Below are 20,846 nucleotides of genomic sequence, written 5' to 3'. Positions count from 1 at the left end.
TCTCGACGGATTCAACCTAGTCATCGTACGACGAAATCGTCAACAATCTTGAGAACGAGGAGGTGCGGCGATAGCGTGATCCCGCGTCCTAGGATGCGGCGCAGGGCGGCGAGGACCCGCCGGTCACAGGGGGGAAGGTCACGTGTCGAGCGCCGAGAGCAGCACCGGGCCCGATGGTGTGGGCCGGGTCGTCTCCCAGGCCGACGTCGCCGACGCTGTACGCCGTAGCATCCTCGCCGGCGACCTCGTCGCCGGGCAGCGGCTCGTCGAGGCCGAGCTCTCGGACATGCTCGGCGCCAGCCGGGGCGCCGTACGCGCTGCGCTCATCGACCTCACCCACGAGGGCCTCGTCGAGCGGATCGCCAACCGCGGCGCACGGGTGCGCGTCGTCAGCGTCGAGGAGGCGCTGCAGATCACCGAGGTGCGGATGGCGGTCGAGGGGCTGTGCGGCGTCAAGGCCGCCCGGCAGATCACCGATGACCAGATCGCTGAGCTGCGCGAGATCGGCGACCGGATGAGGTCGGCGGTCGAGGGCGGCGACGTGGTCGGCTACTCCCGGCTCAACCAGCGGCTCCACGACAGCGTCATCGCCATCGCCGCGCAGCCGGTCGCCGCCGAGGTGCTCGCCCGGCTGCGCGCCCGCAATGTGCGGCACCAGTTCCGGCTCGCCTACCGCGCCGGCCGCCCCCAGGTCTCGCTCCCCCAGCACCTCGCCATCATCGACGCCGTCTGCCGCCGCGATCCCGAGGCCGCCGAGGCCGCCGTACGCGCGCACCTCACCTCCGTCCTCGAGGCCCTCGCCGACTCCGAATAGGCGTCGAGTCGGGGGTTGTGACCCGTCGAGTCCGGGGTTTCGGACCTCGCACCGACCAGGACGCCCGACTCAACGCGGCGAAACCCCCGACTCAACGCGGCGAAACCCCCGACTCAACGGGGCGAAACCCCCGACTCGACCGGGGCGGGCGGGGCGAAGGCGCGCTCGAGGTCGGGGTGCCGGCGCACGTAGGAGCGGGTGAGGGCGAAGACGCCGAGGCCGAGCGTGGCGGAGCAGAGCATGACGAGGGCGAAGGGTACGGCGGTGTCGCCGCCGCCGATGCCGCCGAGCGGGGAGACGACGCCGGCGAAGAGGAAGGTGAGCCCGCCCACGACCGCGCTGGCGGCGCCGGCGACGTCGCGGCCCTGCTCGATCGCGAGGGTCTGGACGTTGCCGACCACGAAGCCCACCGAGGTCACGACGAACCACAGCGGCGCGAGCAGCAGCCACTTCGTGACGTCGCTGGCGGCGATGAGCAGCAGCAGGACCGCGCAGGCGACGATGACCGGCAGGAAGCGCGAGACCGTCCGGGCCGGGTGCACCTCGCGGCGCGCCAGCCGCGCCGACATCGCGCCGCCGAACATCAGCCCGACCGCGTTGGCGGCGAAGCAGAGCCCGTAGACGAGCCCGCTGGTGCCGATCACGGTCTGGTAGATGAACGACGAGGACGAGATGTAGGCCATCATCGCGCCGAAGGCGAACATCGAGGTGACGGTGTAGCCGAGGTACGCCGGACGGGCGAGCAGCCGCGGGATGTAGGCGTACTGCACCCGGGGCGTACGCCGCTCCGGCGGCAGCGACTCCCGGATCGTCGTGGCGATGCCCAGCAGCTGCACGAGCATGACGCCGACGATGATGCCGAGCACACCCCGCCACGGGACGTGGCCGGCCAGCGCGCCGCCGACGACCGGCGCGACGATCGGCGCGACCGAGTTGATGGTCAGCATGAGGGACATGGCCCGCGCCGCGGCGTACCCCTCGAGCAGGTCGGCGATCACCGCCCGGCAGATCACGATCCCGGCGGCGCCGGCGAGGGCCTGGACGAAGCGGGCGGCGATGAGGATCTCGATGGTCGGGGCGAGCGCTGCGCCGGCGGCCGCGACGGCACCGACCCCGGCTCCGACGAGGAGCGGCCGGAGCCGGCCGTAGCGGTCCGAGATCGGCCCCCACGCCACCTGGCCGATGCCGAGCCCGAGCAGGAACCCGGTCAGGGTCAGCTGGACGTGGGTCGCGTCGGTGTCGAGCGACGCCCGCACCTCCGGGAACGACGCGAGGTAGAAGTCGACCGACAGGGGCGCGGTCGCCGCGAGCAAGGACAGGACGAGGAGCAGGCGCAGCCCGAGGGCGGATCGCGCCTCGGCAGCGCCGCTCACTCGTCCCCTTCGCGCGTCGCGTCCGCCGCAAGCTCGTCGAGCCAGTCCCTGCTGGCGGCCGACACCCGTGAGGAGACGCCGAGCCCGTCGAGCATCTCGACGGCGGCGGACATCTCGTGGGAGCGGCGTACGGCGTGCCTGCGGCTGCCCTCGAGGAGCCGGTCGAGCAGCGCGGCGGTGGCCCGCTCCAGCTCCCGCTCGATCTCCGCCCGGGTCTCGAGCTCCAGGCCGGCGGCGCGGGCGGCCTCGATGCTCTCGACGGCGGCCGCGGCCATCCCCTTGAAGAAGACGCTCCGCAGCAGCTTGCGTCCGGCGGCCTCGCCGATGGGGGCGTCGAGGACCGTCACCGACGCCCCGAGCGACCCGAGCAGCTCGCCGGCGCGCACGGCCGCCGGCCCGCTGGCGACCATCGGAACCCGGAGCCCCAGCCCGGGTACGGTCGACATCAACGCGACGTCGGCGAAGAGGGTGCCCTCGGGCAGTGTCCCGGCGATCTCGCGCTTGCGGGCGGGCGAGGCGGTGTTGACGTCGGCCCACACCGCGTCCGGGGCCAGCGCCCCGCCGCCGTTGACGGCGGCCGTGACGGCGTCGGCGGCGCTGTTCACCGAGATGACCAGGTCGGAGCCGGTGACCGCGTCGGCCTCGTCCGAGCAGGCGACGGCGCCGTCGGGAGGCTGCACCTTCGGGTCGTACGCCCGCAGGGTGGCCCCAGCGTCGAGCAGGTCGGCGGCGAAGGCCGACCCGGCCTCTCCGAGGCCGAGGAGTGCGACGGTGGTCATTCCTCCAACTTAGTGGCACCCTCGTCCGGCCGCTGTCCCTTCTTCGCCTGCTGGATGAGCTCGTAGACGTGGGCCCGCAGCTCGGCGAACCGCGGCGCCGACCGGGTGGTGAGCTGGTCGCGCTCCGAGGGCAGGTCGACGGTGACGTCCTCCATGATCACCGTCGGCCGGTTGGAGAGGACGAGCACCCGCTCGCCGAGGTAGACCGCCTCGTCGATGTCGTGGGTGACGAACAGGACGGTCATCCCGAGCCGCCGCCACAGCGCCCGGACCAGGTCCTCGAGGTCGGCCCGGGTCTGGGCGTCGACGGCCGCGAACGGCTCGTCCATGAGCAGCACCGACGGCTCGTAGGCGACCGCACGGGCGATGGCGACCCGCTGCTGCATGCCGCCGGAGAGCTGCCACGGGTGGGCGCCGGCGTTCTCGGTGAGGCCGACCGCCTCGAGGGCGTCGGCGACGAGGGTCCTCCGCTCGGCGCGGCCGACCCCCTTCTCCTTGAGCGGGAGCTCGACGTTCTGCTTCACGGTCATCCAGGGGAAGAGGCTGCGGCCGTACTCCTGGAACACCACCGCCATCCCCGCCGGCGGCCCGGTCACCGCGTCGCCGTCGAGGGTGATCGTGCCGCCGTTCACATCGAGCAGCCCGGCGATGCAGCGCAGCAGGGTCGTCTTGCCGGCTCCGGACGGCCCGACGATGCAGACCAGCTCGCCGCGGGACACCGCGAAGGTGAGATCGCGGATCGCCTCGACGGCGCGGGCGCCGGCGCCGTACGTCTTCTTCAGGCCTCGTACGTCGAGCGCGGCCGGCCCCTTGTCGACGGGCGGTGTCGCCTCGTCAGGACGGATCGGGATGGCGGTCATGGTCGGGTTCCTTGTCGGGTCAGACACCACGGTCGGACTGGCGCAGGCCGCGGTACCACGCCAGCGCGAAGTGCTCGGCGATGCGGAAGAGGACGGAGAGGAGGACACCGATGAGGCCGAGCAGGATGATGCCGGTCCACATCTCCTTCACCTGGAAGCCGCGCTGGAACTGCACCACCGTGGCCCCGAGCCCGCGGTTGGCGCCGAGCAGCTCGCTGATCACCATCAGGATCACCCCGATCGAGAGCGCCTGGCGGGCGCCGGCGGCGACCTGCGGGCTGGAGCCGCGCAGGACCACCATCAGCCGGGCGGGCGCGCGCAGGCGGTAGCAGCGAGCGGTGTCGAGCAGCACCTCGTCGAGCCCGCGCACCCCCTCCACGGTGTTGAGGAGGATCGGCCAGACGCACCCGAGGGCGATGGCGAGGACCTTCGAGGTCGACCCGGTGTAGCCGGCGAACAGGGCGATCAGCGGCACCAGCACCGGCGGCGGCAGCGCGCGGAAGAACTCCAGCGCCGGCTCGCAGAGCGCACGCAGGGTCCGCGACAGGCCGATCGTCGTCCCGACCGCGACCCCGGTGGCCAGCGCGATCGCGTAGCCCAGCGCCAGCCGGACCAGGCTCGGCACGACGTCGTGGAGCCACCGGTCGCCGGTCCAGGTGTCCGGGAACGCCTTCACGATCGTCTTCAGCGGCGGGTAGTAGTAGCTGGTGCTGTCGGCCGAGAGCACCCACCAGATCGCGATCAGGACGGCGGGCAGTGCGACGGCGTACGCCAGCTGCTTGAGGATCCTCACCGGGCCTCCCTCCTCACCGACGCGTGCCAGCGCAGGGCGCGCCGCTCGAGGGCCCGGGCGAGGAGGTTGACCGCGATCCCGACCAGTCCGACGACGATCACGAGGGCGTACGTCTTCGCGACGGCGCCCGAGCTCTGCGCGACGCCGATGGCCTTGCCGAGGCCGGGTACGCCGACGAAGATCTCCGCGGTGATCTCGAGGATCAGCGCGACCGCGGCGGCGAGCCGGAAGCCGGTGAGGACGTACGGCAGCGCGGTCGGCCAGATCACCGTGCGGACGATCGCCCACCGCGAGAAGCGGTACGACCGCGCCGTGTCACGTACGACGGGGTCGACGTCGGCCACGCCGTACAGCACCTGGACGAGCACCTGCCAGAACGCGGCGTAGACGACCAGCACGAGGCCCGCCTGCGGTCGGCTGCCGTAGACGAGCACGACGAGCGGGATCAGCGCGACCGACGGGATCGGCCGGAGGAACTCGATCGTCGACGCCGTGAGCGACCGCAGGAACGGCACGCTGCCGATGACCACCCCGGCGACGATCCCGCCGACCATCGCGATGAGCAGCCCGATCGCCCACCCGCGCAGGGTGTCGCCGAGCGCGGTCCAGAACGACGACTCGCCCAGCTGGTTGCCCAGCTCCCGGAACATGTCGCTGGCCGGCGGCAGGTAGTCGCGGTCGACGAGCCCGGCGCGCGGCAGCAGCTCGAGGACGCCGACGACGATCAGCAGCCCGAGCGCGCCGAGGAGCGCGTCCCGGCCGGCCAGCCATCTCGGCGTACGCCGGCCACCGTTGGTCGAGCCGCCGGCGCGAGGGACGAGCGACGGCGGCTCGAGACCGACAGAGTCGCTCACGGCAGCAGTTTGTCGAGATCCGGCTCCTTGCTGAAGAGCTTGTCCTGCACACCGAGGTCGGCCAGCTTCTGGATCGAGTCGCGGTCGATGTCGGTCTGGTAGTGCGGCAGGGTCAGCTTCTTCAGCAGCTTCGGGTCGATGTCGGTGTAGGTCGTCGCGATCTGCCTGACCTCGTCCGGGTGCGCCTCCGCGTAGTCGAGCGACTTGTTGATCGCGCTGGTGAAGCCGTCGACCACGTCCTGGTGCTCGGCGATGTACTGCTCGGAGGTGAAGTAGAGCGCGACCGCGAGCCCGTCCGCGGTGTCGGCGTAGTTGGTGCCGATCGACCGGTCGCCGGACTGCAGGCCCATCGTCGTGAACGGCTCGACCGCGGCGGCGGCGTCGACGTCGCCCTTGTTGAGCGCCGGGATCATGTCGGGGAAGGCCAGCTCGACGTACTGGATGCCCGACGGGTCGCCGCCGTCCTGGCGCACCATCTCGTTGACGGTCGTGGAGCTGATGTTCTTCAGCGTGTTGACCGCGACCCGCTTGCCGGCGAGGTCCCGCGGCCGCTTGATGTCGCTGTCCCCCTTGACGAGGGTGGCCTCGAAGCTGTCGCCGTGGGAGCCGGCGTTGACGCCCGAGGCGACGACCTTGAGCGGGAGCCCCTGCGTGTTGGCGAGGAGCAGCGAGGTGGTGTTGGAGAACCCGAACTGGTACTGCCCGCTCACCACCGCCGGCACGATCGCCGCGCCGCCCTGCGCCAGCTCGAGCTTGACGTCGAGGCCCTCGTCCTTGAAGAACCCCTTGTCGACGCCGAGGTAGATCGGCGCGACGTCGAGGATCGGGATCACGCCGACGGTGATCTTGGTGGTGCCGCTCGCGCTGGCGCTGCTCCCGTTGTCGCTTCCGCAGGCGGTCAGCGCGGCCAGGGCGAGAGGTACGGCGAGGAGCGTCGCACCCAGGCGGCGGCGCATCCTGCGTACGTCGAGCTTGTCGAGACGTCGCATCGGGACTCCTCCGAGTTCGGCGCACTTCGGCGCCACGGCCGAGACGGTGTGACGTAGATTACACAGGATTGTGAACAATCGAGCGCGCTGCTCACTCGATTTACCCAGATCTCGGCGATTCCCCGACGACCCGCCTCAGCAGGGCGCGGAGCACGGAGCGCTCGTCCGGGTCGAGGTCCGCGACCAGGGCCGCCTGGACGCGCTCGACGCCGGGACGAAGACGGACGTGCTCCGCGGCGCCGCGCGCGGTCAGCCGCAGGACCTTGCGCCGCCTGTCGCTCGCGTCCTGGAGCCGCTCGACGAGACCGGCGCGCTCGAGCCGTGCGACGAGGTCGGCGATCGTCGACCGGTCGAGGTCGAGCTCGTCGCCGAGCTCGCGCTGGCTCGCCCCGGGCAGGCGGTCGAGGACGGCGAGGGCGGCGTACTGCACGCTGCTGATGTCCGCCGACGCCTCGCGCTGCCAGACCGCGACGTGTCGCTGCTGCGCCCTCCGGATGAGGTAGCCGAGGTGGCGCTGGGGCTCCGGCGCGGCGTCCGGCGACGCGCTCATCCCCGGATCGGGACCCGCTGCTCGACCAGGAACCCGGCGAAGAACTCGGTCAGCTCCGCGCGGGCGCCGAGCGGGAGCACCTCGGCGACGTACTGGTCGGGACGGACGATGACGATCGCGCCGTCCCGGCTCACGCCGCGCTCGGCGAACGGGTCCTGGCCGTACTGCACGTCGATCGACCAGACCTTCTCCCAGTCCTGGATCCCGAGCGGACCGGTGTGCGGGCGGAGGACCTCGGGCATCTCGCCGAGGAGCTCGAGGTGAGGCTGCTGGAAGATGCCGTTGACGTCGATCACGGCGTCGATGTCGGCCCACTCCGGGGTGAACCGGGCGATCGGGGAGTCGGGCGACTCCCCGAGCCACTGCGCGAGGTCGCGCAGTCCCGCCCCGTCGGCGTCGGCGAAGGCGTAGATCCGCCAGCGGCCGTCGGCCCGGTGGGTGTGGCCGAGGTACATCCGCCGAGCGTCGGCGGCGCGGACCGCCTTGACCGCGTGGAAGCGCTCGCCGATCGGGAACCCGGTCGCGAGTCCCTGGTGCTCGCCGGAGCCGGTGAGGACGGAGGGCTCGTAGTGAGTCGCAAGGCCGGCGGTGAAGCGGCCCTGCCGGCTGAACTCCTCCTCCATCTGCTGGGGCGTCACGCCCCCGAGCTCCGGGCGGAGAGGATCGAAGGTCGGCTGGGCGATGAAGGCCGACCAGTGCTTGTCGAACTCGATGAGCTCCTTCGCGACCGCCTGGCGCTCGGCGGAGTAGGTGCGGAGCAGCCCGGCCTCGCAGCGCCCGGTCAGGACCGCGGCGAGCTTCCAGCCGAGGTTGAACGCGTCCTGCATCGACACGTTCATGCCCTGCCCCGCCTTCGCGGAGTGGGTGTGGCAGGCGTCGCCCGTGATGAAGACGCTCGGCAGCGCGTCGCTGCGACCGGCGGTGTCGTCGAAGGCGTCACAGAGGCGCTGGCCGACCTCGTAGACGCTCGACCAGACGACCGACTTCACGTCGATGGAGTACGGGTGGAGGATCTCGTTCGTGATCTCGACGATCCGCTCGACGCTCGTCCGCCGGATCGCGCCGCCGTCGCCCTCCGGCACCACGCCCAGGTCGACGTACCAGCGGACCATGTTGCCGCCCTCGCGTGGGATCGAGAGGATCGAGCCTTTGCCGGCGGACTGGATGACGTTCTTGTAGCGCCAGCCGGGGAAGTCGGTGGTCGCCAGCACGTCCATGACGCCCCACGCATGGTTCGCGGCGTCGCCCGTGAGCTCGCGGCCGATCGAGCGGCGGACCGTCGAGCGGGCGCCGTCGCAGCCGACGACGTACTTCGCCCGGACGGTGAGCTCCTCGCCCGCGTCGGGGCCCGCGACCCGGCGGAGCCTCGCCGTCACCGGGTGCTCGCCGTCGCCGACCGTGAGATCGACGAGCTCGATGCCGTAGTCGACGCCCAGCTTCGAGCTCGACTTCGCGGCGTACTCGAAGAGGTACTGCTGCATGCGCGCCTGGTTGACGATCACGTGCGGGAACTCGCTGAGCCCGTCAGGGGTGTCCTGCACCCAGCCGGTCCGGACCAGGGAGTTCCGGTCGTCGGGCGAGGCGCTCCACATGAGGACCTCGTTGATCCAGTAGGCCTCGCGGGTGAGCGCCTCGGCGAGTCCGAACGCCTGGAACATCTCGACGGTGCGGCACGCGACGCCGTCCGCCTGTCCCACCCGGAGCGGACCCTCGCGGCGCTCGATGACACGGGTGTTGATCTCGGGGAACGCGGCGAGCTGCGCAGTGAGCACCGCACCGGCGGGGCCGGTGCCGACGACGAGCACGTCGAGCTCGGCGGGGATCTCCGTCGGGCGCGCGACCGCCTCCGGCGCGGGCGGCCAGATGTCGGGATCGCCCGGGCGATACCCGTCTCGATAGAACTGCACGTCGATCTCCTTCGATGGCCCTGGATGAGGCAGGCGTCACAATATAGTCAGTACCCCAACGATCTCAAGAGGCGGGTCCTCCGCCGCCCGCGGCCCGTCTGCCAAGGTAGGCAGCCACAGCCCGAAACCCGACACCACGGAGCCCACCGATGAGCGAGACCCCCGACTGGTTCGCGACCGCGCTGGCGGTGCCGTCGGAGCGCCGGGTGACGGTCGTGGACGGGCGCGAGATCGTGCACCACACCTGGGGCGAGCCGGGCGGTCCGCCGGTGATCCTCGTCCACGGCCGCGGCGCGCACGGGCTGTGGTGGAGCCACCTCGCGCCGTACCTGTGCGACGGGCGGTCCGTGACGGCGCTCGACCTCTCGGGGCACGGCGACAGCGGGTGGCGGGACTCGTACGGCATCGAGCGGTGGGCGCAGGAGATCATGGCCGTCGCCGCCGACGTCAGCGACCGGCCGCCGGTGCTGGTCGGGCACAGCATGGGCGGGACCGCCTGCCTGACGATCGCCGTCGCCTCCCAGGCGCCGCTCGCCGGCGTCGCCGTGATCGACTCGCCCGTCGGCGTGCCGCACGGCCGTCCGCCCGCGCAGCAGCGCACCCCGCGGCGGTCGGCGTCGACGTACGCCTCGCGGGAGGAGCTGCTCTCGCGCTTCCGGCTCGTCCCCGACGACCCGCGAGCGCTCGGGTTCGTCAAGGACCACATCGCGGCGCTCACCGTTCGCGAGGTCGACGGCGGCTGGGCTTGGAAGACCGACCCGGCGACCCTGGCCCCGGTGCTCGTCACGCCCGACGACCTCGGCCCGGTGGACTGCCCCGTCGCCCTCGTCCGCGCCGAGCACGGCCTGGCGACGCGGCGTACGACGGCCGAGATCGCCGGCCGCCTCGGAGCCGACGTGCGTACGACGGAGATCCCCGACGCCGGTCACCACGTCCTCCTCGACCAGCCGCTCGCCGTGGTCTCGGTACTGCGGCTGCTGCTGGCGGACTGGGTGCCGGCGACGGGTTAGTTCGGCTCAGCCCTCCGTCGTACGCGCCGTGAACGGCAGGACCAGCCGGGACGGGTGGGCGGCGTCCCGGTAGATCTTGTGCGTGACCGGGCGTCCCACCGGCAGGTGGAACGCGTCCGGCGGCAGCAGGGCGTTGTGCTCGTCGGCGAGCGGCTCGTCACAGGACAGCTCGACGACGAGCCGGTGGCCGGGGAGGAAGGTCGCGGCGAACGGGTAGAGCCGGATGACGTACTCCTCGACCTTCCCGGGCTCGACCGGGACCGCCCGGGTGTGGGGATGGATCGGGTCGCCCTCGGTCGAGCGCTCCTCGTCGAGCTCGCGGTGGGAGGCCTTGAGGTAGCCGGTCGTGATCAGCTGCCGCTTCCCCGTGGGCGCGTAGTCCCACAGCCGGAGGATGAAGTTGGTGTCGGGCTGGTCGATCTCGGCGAAGAGGTGGGCGGCGCCGGTGCCGATCATCTCGGTCGGCTGCTCAAACGGGCCGAAGGACCAGTCGAGGATCTCGACCTTGTCGGTTACCGTCAGCGGCGCCTGGAAGAAGCCGTCGGGGGCGGCGTACTCGGTGCCCATCGCCTCGGGCTCGAACGACAGCTTGCGGCGCGGACGGAGGTAGAGCGGCGTGTAGTCCACCTCCTTCGGCGGCCAGGTGTCGGCCGTGACGACCTCGCGCGAGCCCTCGACGTAGACGTCCACGGCGGGCTCGGTGTCCACGCCGTTGTCGATGCCCTTGATCCACCTGTCGTACCAGCGGAACATCTTGTCGTGCTCCTCGATGAAGGGGCGCGACTGCATCGGCGGGTACGAGCCGATCGAGAGCTTCTTGTTCGCCGACGGGATGGCGTGGAAGAGCTCGATGGTGCCGTCCATCGTCCAGCCGCGGCCCTGGTCGATCTGGAGCCAGACCGGGATGTCGATGTTGCGGGCGAGGTTGACGGGGTTGCGCTCCTCGTACCACTCCCCGTCGACCTCGTTCATCACGATGTCGAACCAGGCCTCGTGGTGCTTCGGGTAGTGCAGCACGTGCACGAGGTTGGGCCAGGCGGCGACGTCGGGGTCCTCGAGCCGCTTCGCGACCAGCTCCTTGATCTCCTCGGGGCTGTAGGTCTCGAGCATCCGCGACTTCACCCGATCGGTGAACGCCCAGCCGGAGTCGCCGCCGCGACCCTCGCGGGCGGCGCGGGGCATGAACCACATGACGCCGCCGTGGTAGGTCGTCTCGTAGAAGTCGTAGTGGCCGCCGGAGACGAAGATCGCCTTGAGGTGCGGGGGCCGCTCGGCGGCGGCGAGCACCTGCATGGAGCCGAAGTACGAGATGCCGATCATCCCGACGTTCCCGTCGCACCACGGCTGCGCCGCGACCCACTCGATGAAGTCGTAGGCGTCCTCGCCGAGCGAGACGCCGCCGGCGTTGTAGTTGCCGATGTGCTCGCCCTCGGAGCCGCCCGAGCCGCGCAGGTCGCCGATGACGTGGACGTAGCCGTTGTCGACGACCCGGGCGATGTCGCCGGCCTCGATGCAGCCGTCCCACATCGGCGAGGGCCGCCGCTGCGGCGGCATCGTCAGGGCGAGCGCCTGCAGCTCCTTGCCGTACGGCGAGAGCGCGACCAGCGCCGGCCGAGGGGTGGTGCCCTGCCAATCGAAGGGGGCCTCGGCGTACGCGTCGCCGACCAGCTTCACGCCGTCGCGCATCGGGATCTCGAGGTCCTTGTGCACCTCGATCTTCCGACCGCCGGCGTCGACGATCCGGACATCAGCCATGGGTGGCACCTGCTTCCTACTGAGGGTGACGCGCGCGGTAGCCGTGCAGCGTGGTGAAGAACGGCGACGGCTCGAGGGCCGGATCGCCGGTGTAGCCGAGCTCCTCCGCCACCTGGGCGAAGGGCGAGTACGGCGAGTCGGTGGGGCGCGGGCTGACCTCGGTCATGACCGCGCGGATCCGCGCCTCGCGCTCGAGGCTCGCCTCGAGCGCCTCGCGGGCGCCGGCCGCGTCCAGGGCGACCGGGAAGGCGGTGCCGTCGGCCCGGCGGTAGGGGTGGCCGAGGTAGAGACGGGTCGGCCCGAGGGCGAGGATCTTCTCCAAGGAGACCCGGTAGGCGTCCGGGTCCTCGTAGCCGGGGAAGCCGCTGGCCGCGCCGTAGCACTGGGCCGCGTCGCCGACGAACACCTCGGCCCCGCCGTCCGGCTGCTCGAGGACGTACGCGACCGCGCCCGGCGTATGGCCGGGGATCGCGACGACCCGGACCACGACGCCGCCGAGGTCGAGGACGTCGCCGTCGGCCACCGTGCGGGTCGGCTCCATCTCACCGGAGATCGCCTCGGCCGCCTCGGCGCTCTTCGCCTTCTCCAGCATCTCGGCGTCGACGTACGGGCCGCGCAGCGCTAGCGCCTCGTCGACGTGGGCGCGACGTGAGCGCAGGAAGTCGGCGTCGGTCCCCGAGATGACGACCTCCGCCTTGCGGCCGGTGGCCTCCCAGAGCGCGTACGCGCCGCCGACGTGGTCGATGTGGCCATGGGTGAGCAGGATCCAGCGCACGTCCTCGATCCGCTTGCCGAGCTTCTCGAGCTCCGCGGGTACGCCGGCCGCCGACGCGGTCACGCCGGTGTCGACCAGGGCGAGCTGGCCCCCGACGGCCGAGCCGTCGATGAGGAAGCTGTAGAGGGCGAACCGCCCCCACGGCGCGGCGATCGGGTGGACGGGGACGGTCACAGCTCGCCCCTGAGGAAGGCGGCGGTGTCGTCGTAGACCTGGTGGTACTCCGGGATCCACGCGAAGTGCTGGACGAACCCGTGCCCGGCGCCGGCGTACCGACGGAGCGTCGCGTCCACACCGGCGGTCTCCAGCCGCTCGGCGTACAGCTCGCCCTCGTCGCGCAGCGGGTCGAGCTCGGCGGTGATGACCAGTGCCTTCGGGAGACCGGAGAGGTCCTCGCGCTTGATCGGGCTGACGAGCGGATCGGCCGGGTCGGCACCGGAGTCGAGGTAGAAGGCGTTGAACGGCTTGAGGCCGGCGGTCTCGAGCCCGTAGCCGACGGCGTTCTCCCGCAGCGACGCGTAGCGGTCCTCGTCGAAGTCCAGGTCCAGCGACGGGTAGTAGAGGATCTGGTGGGTGATCGCGTCGACGCCCTCGTCGTGGGCCTTGGCTGCCACGGCGGCCACGAAGGTCCCGCCCGAGGAGTCACCGGCCAGCGCGAGCGTTCCGGGACCCTCCTCCGCCACGGTCCTCACCACCGCGTAGCAGTCCTCGAGGCCGGCCGGGAAGGCGTGCTCCGGGGCGAGCCGGTAGCCGACCGAGACGACCCGCAGCCCGGTCGCCCTCGCCAGCTCCCGGGCCACGTGGTCGTGGGTGTTCAGGCTGCCGAGGAAGAACGCGCCGCCGTGGAGGTAGACCAGGGTGCCGGGGCTGTCGGTGGAGACGTCGGCGTACATCCGCACGGGTACGCCGGCGATGCTCGTGTCCTCGACGGAGGCGACGGGCAGGCGTTCCTCGACGGGCGGGACCTGCGCCTCCTCCCCGGCGCGCATCGCGACCGGGTCGAGCGGACCCGGCGGCGGTGCCGGGAGGCTGGCGAGGACCTTGGCGATCTCGGGATGGAGAGGCATCGGCGATCAGCCCTGCTGGCTCATCGCGGCCGGCTTCTGGCCGGGGAAGACGTCGTCGACCTCCCCCTCGGACCAGCCCTGGCGCGAGATCCGCTGGAGCTCGTCGGTGACCGGCTTGCGCTTCGCGGTGTACGCCGCCAGCGCCTCCGGCACCGACGCGGCCTCGGTGAGGGCGTCGGCGATGGCACCGGCGTCGAGGATGGCGGAGTTGGCGCCCTGGCCCTGGTGGTGGCACATCGCGTGGGCGGCGTCGCCGAGCAGCACGATGGAGTCGGTGTGCCAGACGTCGACCGGGTCGATGTCGTAGACCGCCCGCATGTTGACGGCCGCGATGTCGAGGCGCTTGGTGATGTTGACGATCCGCTCGTCGAAGCCCTTGACCGTGTTGACGACGTAGTCGAGGTCGACCTGCGGTGCCCAGGTGCCGTCGGCGTCCAGGGCGGTGATGTCGAAGGAGACCTGCCCGCGGGAGAGCAGCGGGAGCAGGTAGACCTTGGTGCCGTGGCCGAGGTACATCCGGAGCTTGCCGTCGCGGACCATCTCGAGGCACTCCGGGTCGTCGATGACGACGCGGTAGGCGTGCTCACCGGCGAAGACCGGCTGCTGGTCGGAGAAGACCTGCTCGCGGACGACCGACTTGATGCCGTCGGCGCCGATCACCAGGTCGGCGGTGACCGACTCGCCGTTGACGAAGTCCAGCGTCGCATCGGTGCCGTTGTCGGTGACCTTATCGAGGCGGTAGCCGAGCTTGACCATGCCCTCGGGCAGGACGCCGAACAGGGCGTCGATGAAGTCGCCGCGGTGGATGAGGTGGGTGGTGACGCCGTAGACGTCGGCCTCGGGCCAGGCCTCCTCGGCGATCGGATGCGCGTCGGCGGTGAGGATCTCGAAGGACTCCGAGGGGTTGGAGACACCGGCGACGGCCTCCATGACGCCCCACTTGCGGAACTGGTCCATCGACGAGGGGCGCAGCCCGATGCCGGCGCCGACCTCCTTGATCTCGGGCGCCTGCTCGTAGACGGTGACGTCGGCGCCGGCGACGGAGAGCGCCTTGGCCGCGGCGAGGCCGCCGTAGCCGCCGCCCACGATGGCGATCTTGAGGTTCGAAAGGTCCATGGTCGTCTCTCTCGGTAGGTCGGGCGTCAGGCGGCGGTCGCCGCGGCGCGGGGCTTGCTGGGCTGGATGGACAGGAAGTCGGCGGGCAGCTCGACGAAGATCCGGCGGATCGTGGCCTCGTCGACGCCGGCCTCCCGCACGGCGGGCAGCAGCGTCTCGAAGAGGTAGTTGACCGTGTGGCCCTTGACGCCCGGCCAGCCCAGCGGGCTGCAGTTGGCGTCGGCGGAGGCCAGCACGCTGTCGACCAGGCCGTCGCGGAGGTAGCCGAGGAAGTGGTCGAGGCGCTCCTGGCGCGGTCGGCCCCAGAACGGCGGGTCGGGCAGCTCGAGGTCGTAGCCGAAGGTGTCGAAGCCGATCCGGCCGCCCTGCTCGGCGATCCAGCGGTCGCGGACCTTGCCCTGGCTCACGCCGTCGTCGGCGTGGCCGAAGAGGACCCGGTGGAGCGGGAGGCCCTCCTCGCGGAAGATCTCGATCGCCGGCTCGACGTCGACGGCGAGGTGGGTGAAGATCGGTACGCCGGTCGCGAGCGCGGCGCGGGCGGCGGCGCGATAGATCCGGAGGTCGAGCTCCTTCATCTTGAAGCCGCGGCTGACGCCGACCTTGATGATGCCGGCCCGGCCACCCGTGTTGCCGATGCCGACCGTGATCTCGTGGACGAACTGGTCGGTGAGGTAGTCGACGCTGGCCCGCTCGAAGAACGGCAGCGCCGTGTCACCGCCGACGAAGCCGGTGGAGGCGACGATGTTCACCCCGGTCTTCTCCGACAGCGACTGGTAGTAGTTGACGTCGCGCCCGTTGCAGATCCCGGTGGCGTCGACGAACGTCGCGGCGCCGTACGGCCTGGCGTTCTCGTGGAACTTGCGCAGCTTCGGGACGGTCTCCTCGTAGCGCTGCTCCGGGGTCTTCCACCACTTCGTGTCGAGCTCGGAGCCGGGCATGCCGTAGCCGATGTGCTCGTGGACGGCGACGAAGCCGAGCTCCTCGGCCGGGATCGGGCCGAGGACGGTGTTGACGCGCGACATGGTCAGGCTCCCTTCACGGCCAGGAGAGCGGCCGGGTTGGCGATGAGGATCTGGTCGGTGACGTCGGCGGGGAGGCCGGCGACCAGACCGGCGTACGACGCCGCCGGGGCCTCCTCCCCGATGGAGACCGCGACGCCACCGGTCGCGAAGAGGACCCGACCGGCGTGGCCGGCCTCGACGAGGCGATCGACCTCCTCGACATCGGTCAGGACGACGAACGCGCCCTGCTCGGCGATCTTGAGCGCATCGTCACCGGCGCCGGCGACCGCCACCCGGTCGGCCGCGACGCCCTCCTCCAGCACGATCGCGAGGTCCGCCAGGGCGTCGGCGCCGGGACGGATGGAGACGGGGACGCCGGTGGTGGCGGCGGCGCGCGCGGCGCCACGCAGCAGGCTCTCGTCGGTCGGGGTGCGGCCCTCCGGGGTAGTCGCCGTGACGACCATGCCGGCGGCGCCGCGGCGCTCGACGCGCGGGACGACCATGCCCTCGGCGACCTCCCGGCCGAAGAGGTCGGCGAACTTCTCGGCCGGCCACGGCGTCGGCGGGTTGGTCTGCGGGGTGAGGAAGTAGCCGCCGAGGTTGGACTCGGGACCCATGCCGGTCGAGGCGACGATGTGGACGCCGGTCGATCGCGAGAGCGCCTCGTACAGCCGCACGTCCCGGCCGTGGAACATCCCCGTCGTGTCGACGACCGTGCCGCCGCCGGCCTCGCGGAACTCGGTCAGCTTCCGCTCGAGCGTCTCGAAGATCACGGCGCGGTCGATCGTGATGTCGAACGCGTACTCCGCGCCCGGAACGACCGACAACAGCCCCTCGTGGACCGCGACGACCCCCAGGTCGCCGGCGGGCACGGGGCCGAGGACGGTGTTGACGGTGTCCCTGTTCGGGTTGCTCTTCTCGGTCATGCCTGCCTCGCGGGTCTGGGACGCGGTGAGACGCGTCCTGTGGTCGCCGTCACAGTACGTCTAGGTTTACACCATGTCAAGGACACGTGCACGTCGCATGTTCTTTACACGGCGAGTAGTCGTCGCAGTCGCGGGATGGGGATGCGGTAGTCGAGGGCCGCGGCGACCCCGCCGTCCGCGCCGGTCCAGCGCATCAGGGCCGGCCCGCCCGGACCGCCCTCGACGTACGCCGGGCCGCCGGCGGGCGGGAGGTAGCCGACCGCCTTGAGGCTGAGGCCGAACTGCTCGGTCCAGAAGTACGGCTGGAACCGGAGCGGCGGCGCCTCCTCGCCGCGGACCAGGGCTGCCGCGGCGACCTTGGCCTGCTCGATCGCGCTGCTCCACAGCGGGATCCGGCGCAGCCCGTACGGCGTCGGGAACGCGGCCAGGTCACCGACGGCCGCGATGTCGGGGCGCGCGAGCCCGCGGCAGTCGACCTCGACCACGCCGGCGGGCGCGAGGCCGGTGTCGGCGAGCCACTCGGTGTTGGGGACGTCGCCGACGGCGGTCACGACCACGTCGGCCTCGAGGACGGCGCCGTCGTCGAGGGCGACCCGGGTGGCGCCGTCCCGCCGTACGACGCACGCCGTGCCGGTCTCGACGACGGTCAGCCCGCGCTCCAGCGCCGCCGACACGAAGACGCCCGCCAGGTGGTCGCCGAGCTGGCGGACCAGCGGCATCCCCCGGGAGACCAGGGTGACCTGGCAGTCGGCCGCCAGGAACCCCGAGGCGATCTCCATCCCCAGGGCGCCGCCGCCGACGACCGCGACCGACGGCCGCTCGACCAGCCGGCTCCGCAGCGCCAGCGCGTCGTCGAGGCCGCGGAGGGTCAGCTCGTCGGGCAGGTCGGAGAGCCGCCGCGCCCGGGATCCCGTGGCGACGACGAGGCGGTCGTACGGCAGCTCGGTTCCGTCCTCGAGCGTCAGGAGCCGGCGCTCGGGGTCGAGCCGCGACGCCGCCACGCCGAGCAGCTCCGTCGCGCCGTGGGTCGTCGGCGGCAGCTCGTGGGACGTGGTGTCGTCGCCGTCGAGGAGGAGCGCCTTGGAGAGCGCCGGGCGGCTGTAGGCCGCGTGCGGCTCGTCACCGACGATCGTGAGCTCCCCGTCGAAGCCGGCGCCGCGCAGCGAGTCGGCCGCGGTCAGCCCGGCGATGCCGTTGCCGACGATGACGACCCGCTCGAGCTGACGCCCGCTCATGCGATGCGAAGGGCCGCCACGGGACAGACCCGGACGGCCGCGTTGGCGGCCGCCGCCTCGGCGTCGCCGATCTCCTCGCGGTCGAGGACCAGCTCGCCGTCGTCGTCGAGATGCATCAGCGCAGGTGCCGCCTCCTCGCAGAGGCCGTGCCCTTCGCAGCGCGGACGGTCGAGGACGATCTTCATGCCGGGACCACCTCCAGGACGGCGAGCTCGTCGATGCTCCGGGTGATGTTGCTCGGCACCCGCACCTCGGGGTCGAGGACCAGCCGCTCGACGCGGCGGGACAGCGCTCCGATCACGGCGTGCGCCTCGAGGCGCGCGAGCCCCTGCCCGGCGCAGCCGTGCGGGCCGTAGCCGAACGAGAGGTGGTCGACCGGGTTGCGCTCGACGAGGAGCTCGTCGGGGTCCTCGTAGTGGCGCGGGTCGCGGTTGCCCGCGCCGAAGAGGATCGCGACCTTCGAGCCGGCAGGGATCGTGACGCCGTCGACCTCGACGTCGCGGGTCGCCTTGCGGCCCCACGCGTGGATCGGTGGCCAGAAGCGCAGGACCTCGTTGAACGCGGCCGGCGCCAGCGACGGGTCCGTGCGAACCAGCTCGAGCTGGTCGGGACGGGCGCCGAGGAGGGCGACGATGTTGCCGATCGCGGCGATCGTGGTGTCGACGCCGGCCCCGAGGTACTGGTGGATGATGTGGCCGGCCGTCCCGGGCGGGATCGCCCCGCGCGCCTCGGCCTCGAAGATGCCGCGGCCCACCGACCCCGGGGCGAGGTCTTCGGCGGTGACGCCGGAGCACCAGCCGTAGAGCTCGCCGGCGATCGGGAAGCACTCCGCGGTGCGCTGGTTCATCGGGCCGATGACCTGCATCGCCGCCTGGCCCCAGCAGGGCATGTTGTCGCGAACGTGCCCGGTGAAGCCGATCAAGTCGGCCACCACCTCGAGCGGGAACGCGCGGGCGAGGGCGTCGATGGCCTCGAACGAGCCCTTCTCGACGAGCTCGGCCACCAGTGCGTCCGCCTTCTCCTCGATCTGGCCCTTCAGCCCGCGGAGCGCCCGGGGGGTGAGGTTCTCGGTGAGCGCGGCCCGCAGCTGGGTGTGGATCGGCGGGTCGGACGCGAGCGAGGTGCCGGTGAGCGCCTCGTTGACCATCGGGTTGAACCCGATGGCGCCCGCCGAGGAGAAGGTCTCCCAGTCGCCGAGCGCGTCGCGGATGACGTCGTACCGGGTGAGGGCGTACGCCTCGTTCTTCGGCAGGTGTACGACGGCGCCGAGCTCGCGAAGCCGGGCGTACGTCGGATACGGGTCGACCAGGACGTCGTCGGCGAACAGGTCGACATCGGCGGTGGGCGGGGCGACGGTGCTCACGAGGCGACCTCCACGTCGCCCGCGACGCCGGCGACCTCGAGCAGCGGGTCGATGTCGGTGGCCGGCTCCTTGGCGCCGACGAGGCCGACCAGGGTGAGCGCGGCGGAGCCGGCGGCGCACAGGCCGCAGACGAGGAACGCGAGGCCGTAGGCGTGGCCGAGCGACTCGAGCGCCAGCGTGTGGAGCTCGGCGGGCATCGGCACGGGCTGCTGGCCCGGGATGACGGGGAGCGAGTTCAGGGCGATGGCGCCGCCCTGCTGGCTGATGCCCATCGCGGCACCGGCGTGTGCCTGGTCGAGCGCGCCCGACCCGGTCAGCTTGCCGACGACGGCGCCGAGGCCGTCCATGAGCCTCCCGTTGGCGGCGCTGGTGGCGACCGCGCCGACCACGACCGGGCCGAGCGCGAAACCGAGGTCGCGCAGCAGGTTGGTGGTGGCGCTGGCCATGCCGGCGAGCCGGACCGGCACGGTGTTGATCGCGACGGCGGTGATCGAGCCGACGGTGAGGGCGAAGCCGACACCGAGCACGAGCAGCGGCGGGATGAAGCGGGTCCAGCTGGCGTCCTGGACATCGAAGGTCGAGCACCAGATCCCGGCGACGGCGATCAGCGCGAAGCCTGCCGTGAGCACCCAGCGCGGCGAGACGTTGCGGATCAGGTGCGACACAACCGGCACGAGCACGAACGCCGGGCCCTGGATGAAGAGGAACAGCACCCCGATCTTCAGGGCGCTCTGGTGCTGGACGGCGCCCATCCAGATCGACATCGAGAAGCAGATGCCGAGGAAGCTGAACATCCCGACGACGGCCACGATCCCGGAGACGGTGAACGCGCGGTTCTTGAACAGGTCGAGGTGGAGCAGCGGCACCTCGGTGCGCAGCTCGATGACGACGAAGGCGACGAGCAGCGCGGCGCCGACGACGAACGCGCCCACGATCTCCGGGCGGCCCCAGCCCTTCTCGGAGCCCTGGACCGCGGCGTACAGGATGGCGAAGAGGCCGAGCGCGAGGGTGAGCTGGCCCGGCAGGTCGAGCCTGCGGCCCTCGGGCGCGGAGGAGTCGGCGGCGGCGAAGGCGAGCAGGCAGGTGATGAGCGCGGCGGCCACCACGACGACGTACGAGCCCCGCCAGGAGCCGTACTTCGCGAAGAGCCCGGCGAGCAGCGGCGACAGGGCGGCGCCGATCGACAGGAAGCCCGCCCACAGCGCGATCGCCCGCGAGCGGGCCTCGGTGGTGGGGGCGGCGGCCGCGATCATCGCGAGCGAGATCGGGAAGAGCACGCCGGCGCCGAGGCCGGAGACCGCCTGGCCGACCCACATGACGTGGACGTCGTGGGCGACCAGCGACACCAGCGCGCCGGCCACGACGAGGAGGGTGCCGCCCTGCAGCAGCCGTTTGCGGCCGAACAGGTCGCCGACGACCCCGGAGGTCAGCTCGAAGATGACCATCGGGATCGCGAACGCGGCGCTGATCCAGGTCAGCTGTGAGCCGGCCGTGTTGAACACCTGCTGGAAGGTCCCGTTGAGGGCTCCGGGCAGGGAGTACGCCACCTGGGCGACCATGACGGCCAGACAGGCCGTGACCAGGGTCGCGAGATAGCGGGACTTCGCGCTCACTTCGCTCATCGAGTGCTCCTTGTTCCGTGCGGAGGGTCCGCGGGTGGGGCGCATGCCGCGGCCGTT

At 71.9% G+C, this 20,846-nt stretch carries 20 protein-coding genes; 2 read left to right on the top strand and 18 right to left on the bottom strand.

Annotation, left to right across the window (positions count from 1 at the left end; all coding sequences use genetic code 11):
• Positions 1 to 142: 142 nt before the first annotated feature.
• Positions 143 to 814 carry a GntR family transcriptional regulator gene (locus ABLE53_RS06535; protein ID WP_348857939.1) on the top strand — a complete coding sequence of 224 codons (672 nt, stop codon included), beginning with the start codon at positions 143 to 145 and terminating at the stop codon, positions 812 to 814.
• A 113-nt stretch (positions 815 to 927) separates the two neighbouring features.
• On the opposite strand, the gene ABLE53_RS06530 is transcribed toward ABLE53_RS06535, so the two are convergent.
• The 8 genes from ABLE53_RS06530 to ABLE53_RS06495 all read right to left on the bottom strand — a co-directional run bounded on the left by ABLE53_RS06530 (position 928) and on the right by ABLE53_RS06495 (position 8,919).
• Positions 928 to 2,187, bottom strand: coding sequence for a multidrug effflux MFS transporter (locus tag ABLE53_RS06530; protein WP_348857938.1), 1,260 nt, complete (start codon positions 2,185 to 2,187; stop codon positions 928 to 930).
• A complete protein-coding gene (locus ABLE53_RS06525; protein WP_348857937.1) occupies positions 2,184 to 2,966 on the bottom strand; it encodes a DUF1932 domain-containing protein in 783 nt (260 codons plus the stop codon). The genes ABLE53_RS06530 and ABLE53_RS06525 overlap by 4 nt, the downstream gene beginning before the upstream one ends.
• Positions 2,963 to 3,826: an ABC transporter ATP-binding protein gene (locus ABLE53_RS06520; RefSeq protein ID WP_348857936.1), complete on the bottom strand. Its 864-nt coding sequence runs from the start codon at positions 3,824 to 3,826 to the stop codon at positions 2,963 to 2,965. The genes ABLE53_RS06525 and ABLE53_RS06520 overlap by 4 nt, the downstream gene beginning before the upstream one ends.
• A gap of 19 nt (positions 3,827 to 3,845) precedes the next feature.
• Positions 3,846 to 4,619, bottom strand: coding sequence for an ABC transporter permease (locus ABLE53_RS06515; RefSeq protein ID WP_348857935.1), 774 nt, complete (start codon positions 4,617 to 4,619; stop codon positions 3,846 to 3,848).
• On the bottom strand, positions 4,616 to 5,473 hold the full coding sequence (locus tag ABLE53_RS06510; protein ID WP_348857934.1) for an ABC transporter permease: 858 nt from the start codon (positions 5,471 to 5,473) through the stop codon (positions 4,616 to 4,618). Before ABLE53_RS06510 ends, ABLE53_RS06515 begins: the two co-directional genes overlap by 4 nt.
• Complete coding sequence (locus tag ABLE53_RS06505; protein WP_348857933.1) at positions 5,470 to 6,462, bottom strand: ABC transporter substrate-binding protein; 993 nt, start codon at positions 6,460 to 6,462, stop codon at positions 5,470 to 5,472. The genes ABLE53_RS06510 and ABLE53_RS06505 overlap by 4 nt, the downstream gene beginning before the upstream one ends.
• Before the next feature lie 100 nt (positions 6,463 to 6,562).
• Positions 6,563 to 7,012 carry a MarR family winged helix-turn-helix transcriptional regulator gene (locus ABLE53_RS06500; RefSeq protein ID WP_348857932.1) on the bottom strand — a complete coding sequence of 150 codons (450 nt, stop codon included), beginning with the start codon at positions 7,010 to 7,012 and terminating at the stop codon, positions 6,563 to 6,565.
• A complete protein-coding gene (locus ABLE53_RS06495; RefSeq protein ID WP_348857930.1) occupies positions 7,009 to 8,919 on the bottom strand; it encodes an FAD-dependent monooxygenase in 1,911 nt (636 codons plus the stop codon). Before ABLE53_RS06495 ends, ABLE53_RS06500 begins: the two co-directional genes overlap by 4 nt.
• Positions 8,920 to 9,068: 149 nt before the next feature.
• Here ABLE53_RS06495 and ABLE53_RS06490 point away from each other — a divergent pair, with 149 nt between their 5' ends.
• A complete protein-coding gene (locus ABLE53_RS06490; RefSeq protein WP_348857929.1) occupies positions 9,069 to 9,929 on the top strand; it encodes an alpha/beta fold hydrolase in 861 nt (286 codons plus the stop codon).
• Between the two features lie 6 nt (positions 9,930 to 9,935).
• On the opposite strand, the gene ABLE53_RS06485 is transcribed toward ABLE53_RS06490, so the two are convergent.
• The 10 genes from ABLE53_RS06485 to ABLE53_RS06440 all read right to left on the bottom strand — a co-directional run bounded on the left by ABLE53_RS06485 (position 9,936) and on the right by ABLE53_RS06440 (position 20,789).
• A complete protein-coding gene (locus tag ABLE53_RS06485; RefSeq protein ID WP_348857928.1) occupies positions 9,936 to 11,684 on the bottom strand; it encodes a CocE/NonD family hydrolase in 1,749 nt (582 codons plus the stop codon).
• Positions 11,685 to 11,700: 16 nt separating this feature from the next.
• Positions 11,701 to 12,633 carry an MBL fold metallo-hydrolase gene (locus ABLE53_RS06480; protein WP_348857927.1) on the bottom strand — a complete coding sequence of 311 codons (933 nt, stop codon included), beginning with the start codon at positions 12,631 to 12,633 and terminating at the stop codon, positions 11,701 to 11,703.
• Positions 12,630 to 13,526 (bottom strand): alpha/beta hydrolase, encoded by an 897-nt coding sequence (locus ABLE53_RS06475; RefSeq protein ID WP_348857926.1) that lies wholly within the window; start codon positions 13,524 to 13,526, stop codon positions 12,630 to 12,632. The genes ABLE53_RS06480 and ABLE53_RS06475 overlap by 4 nt, the downstream gene beginning before the upstream one ends.
• A gap of 6 nt (positions 13,527 to 13,532) precedes the next feature.
• The gene (locus ABLE53_RS06470) at positions 13,533 to 14,642 is read right to left on the bottom strand and encodes an FAD-dependent monooxygenase (protein ID WP_348857925.1); all 1,110 of its coding nucleotides are present in this window, start codon (positions 14,640 to 14,642) and stop codon (positions 13,533 to 13,535) included.
• 26 nt (positions 14,643 to 14,668) lie between these two features.
• Entirely contained in the window at positions 14,669 to 15,664 is a 996-nt protein-coding gene (locus tag ABLE53_RS06465) for a phosphotriesterase family protein (protein WP_348857924.1), read from the bottom strand.
• A 2-nt stretch (positions 15,665 to 15,666) separates the two neighbouring features.
• Entirely contained in the window at positions 15,667 to 16,569 is a 903-nt protein-coding gene (locus ABLE53_RS06460) for a phosphotriesterase family protein (protein WP_348857923.1), read from the bottom strand.
• A gap of 104 nt (positions 16,570 to 16,673) precedes the next feature.
• Positions 16,674 to 17,804, bottom strand: a complete 1,131-nt coding sequence (locus ABLE53_RS06455) for an NAD(P)/FAD-dependent oxidoreductase (protein WP_348857922.1) — start codon at positions 17,802 to 17,804, stop codon at positions 16,674 to 16,676.
• Positions 17,801 to 17,989: a ferredoxin gene (locus tag ABLE53_RS06450; RefSeq protein WP_348857921.1), complete on the bottom strand. Its 189-nt coding sequence runs from the start codon at positions 17,987 to 17,989 to the stop codon at positions 17,801 to 17,803. The genes ABLE53_RS06455 and ABLE53_RS06450 overlap by 4 nt, the downstream gene beginning before the upstream one ends.
• Positions 17,986 to 19,167 carry a cytochrome P450 gene (locus tag ABLE53_RS06445; RefSeq protein ID WP_348857920.1) on the bottom strand — a complete coding sequence of 394 codons (1,182 nt, stop codon included), beginning with the start codon at positions 19,165 to 19,167 and terminating at the stop codon, positions 17,986 to 17,988. Before ABLE53_RS06445 ends, ABLE53_RS06450 begins: the two co-directional genes overlap by 4 nt.
• Entirely contained in the window at positions 19,164 to 20,789 is a 1,626-nt protein-coding gene (locus ABLE53_RS06440; protein ID WP_348857919.1) for an MFS transporter, read from the bottom strand. The genes ABLE53_RS06445 and ABLE53_RS06440 overlap by 4 nt, the downstream gene beginning before the upstream one ends.
• Between the last annotated feature and the right edge of the window lie 57 nt (positions 20,790 to 20,846).

The organism is Nocardioides asiaticus (assembly GCF_040049175.1).
GTDB lineage: Bacteria > Actinomycetota > Actinomycetes > Propionibacteriales > Nocardioidaceae > Nocardioides > Nocardioides cheoyonin.
Note: the sequence above shows the minus strand (reverse complement) of the source record. Positions and strands in the feature narration are given on the sequence as shown.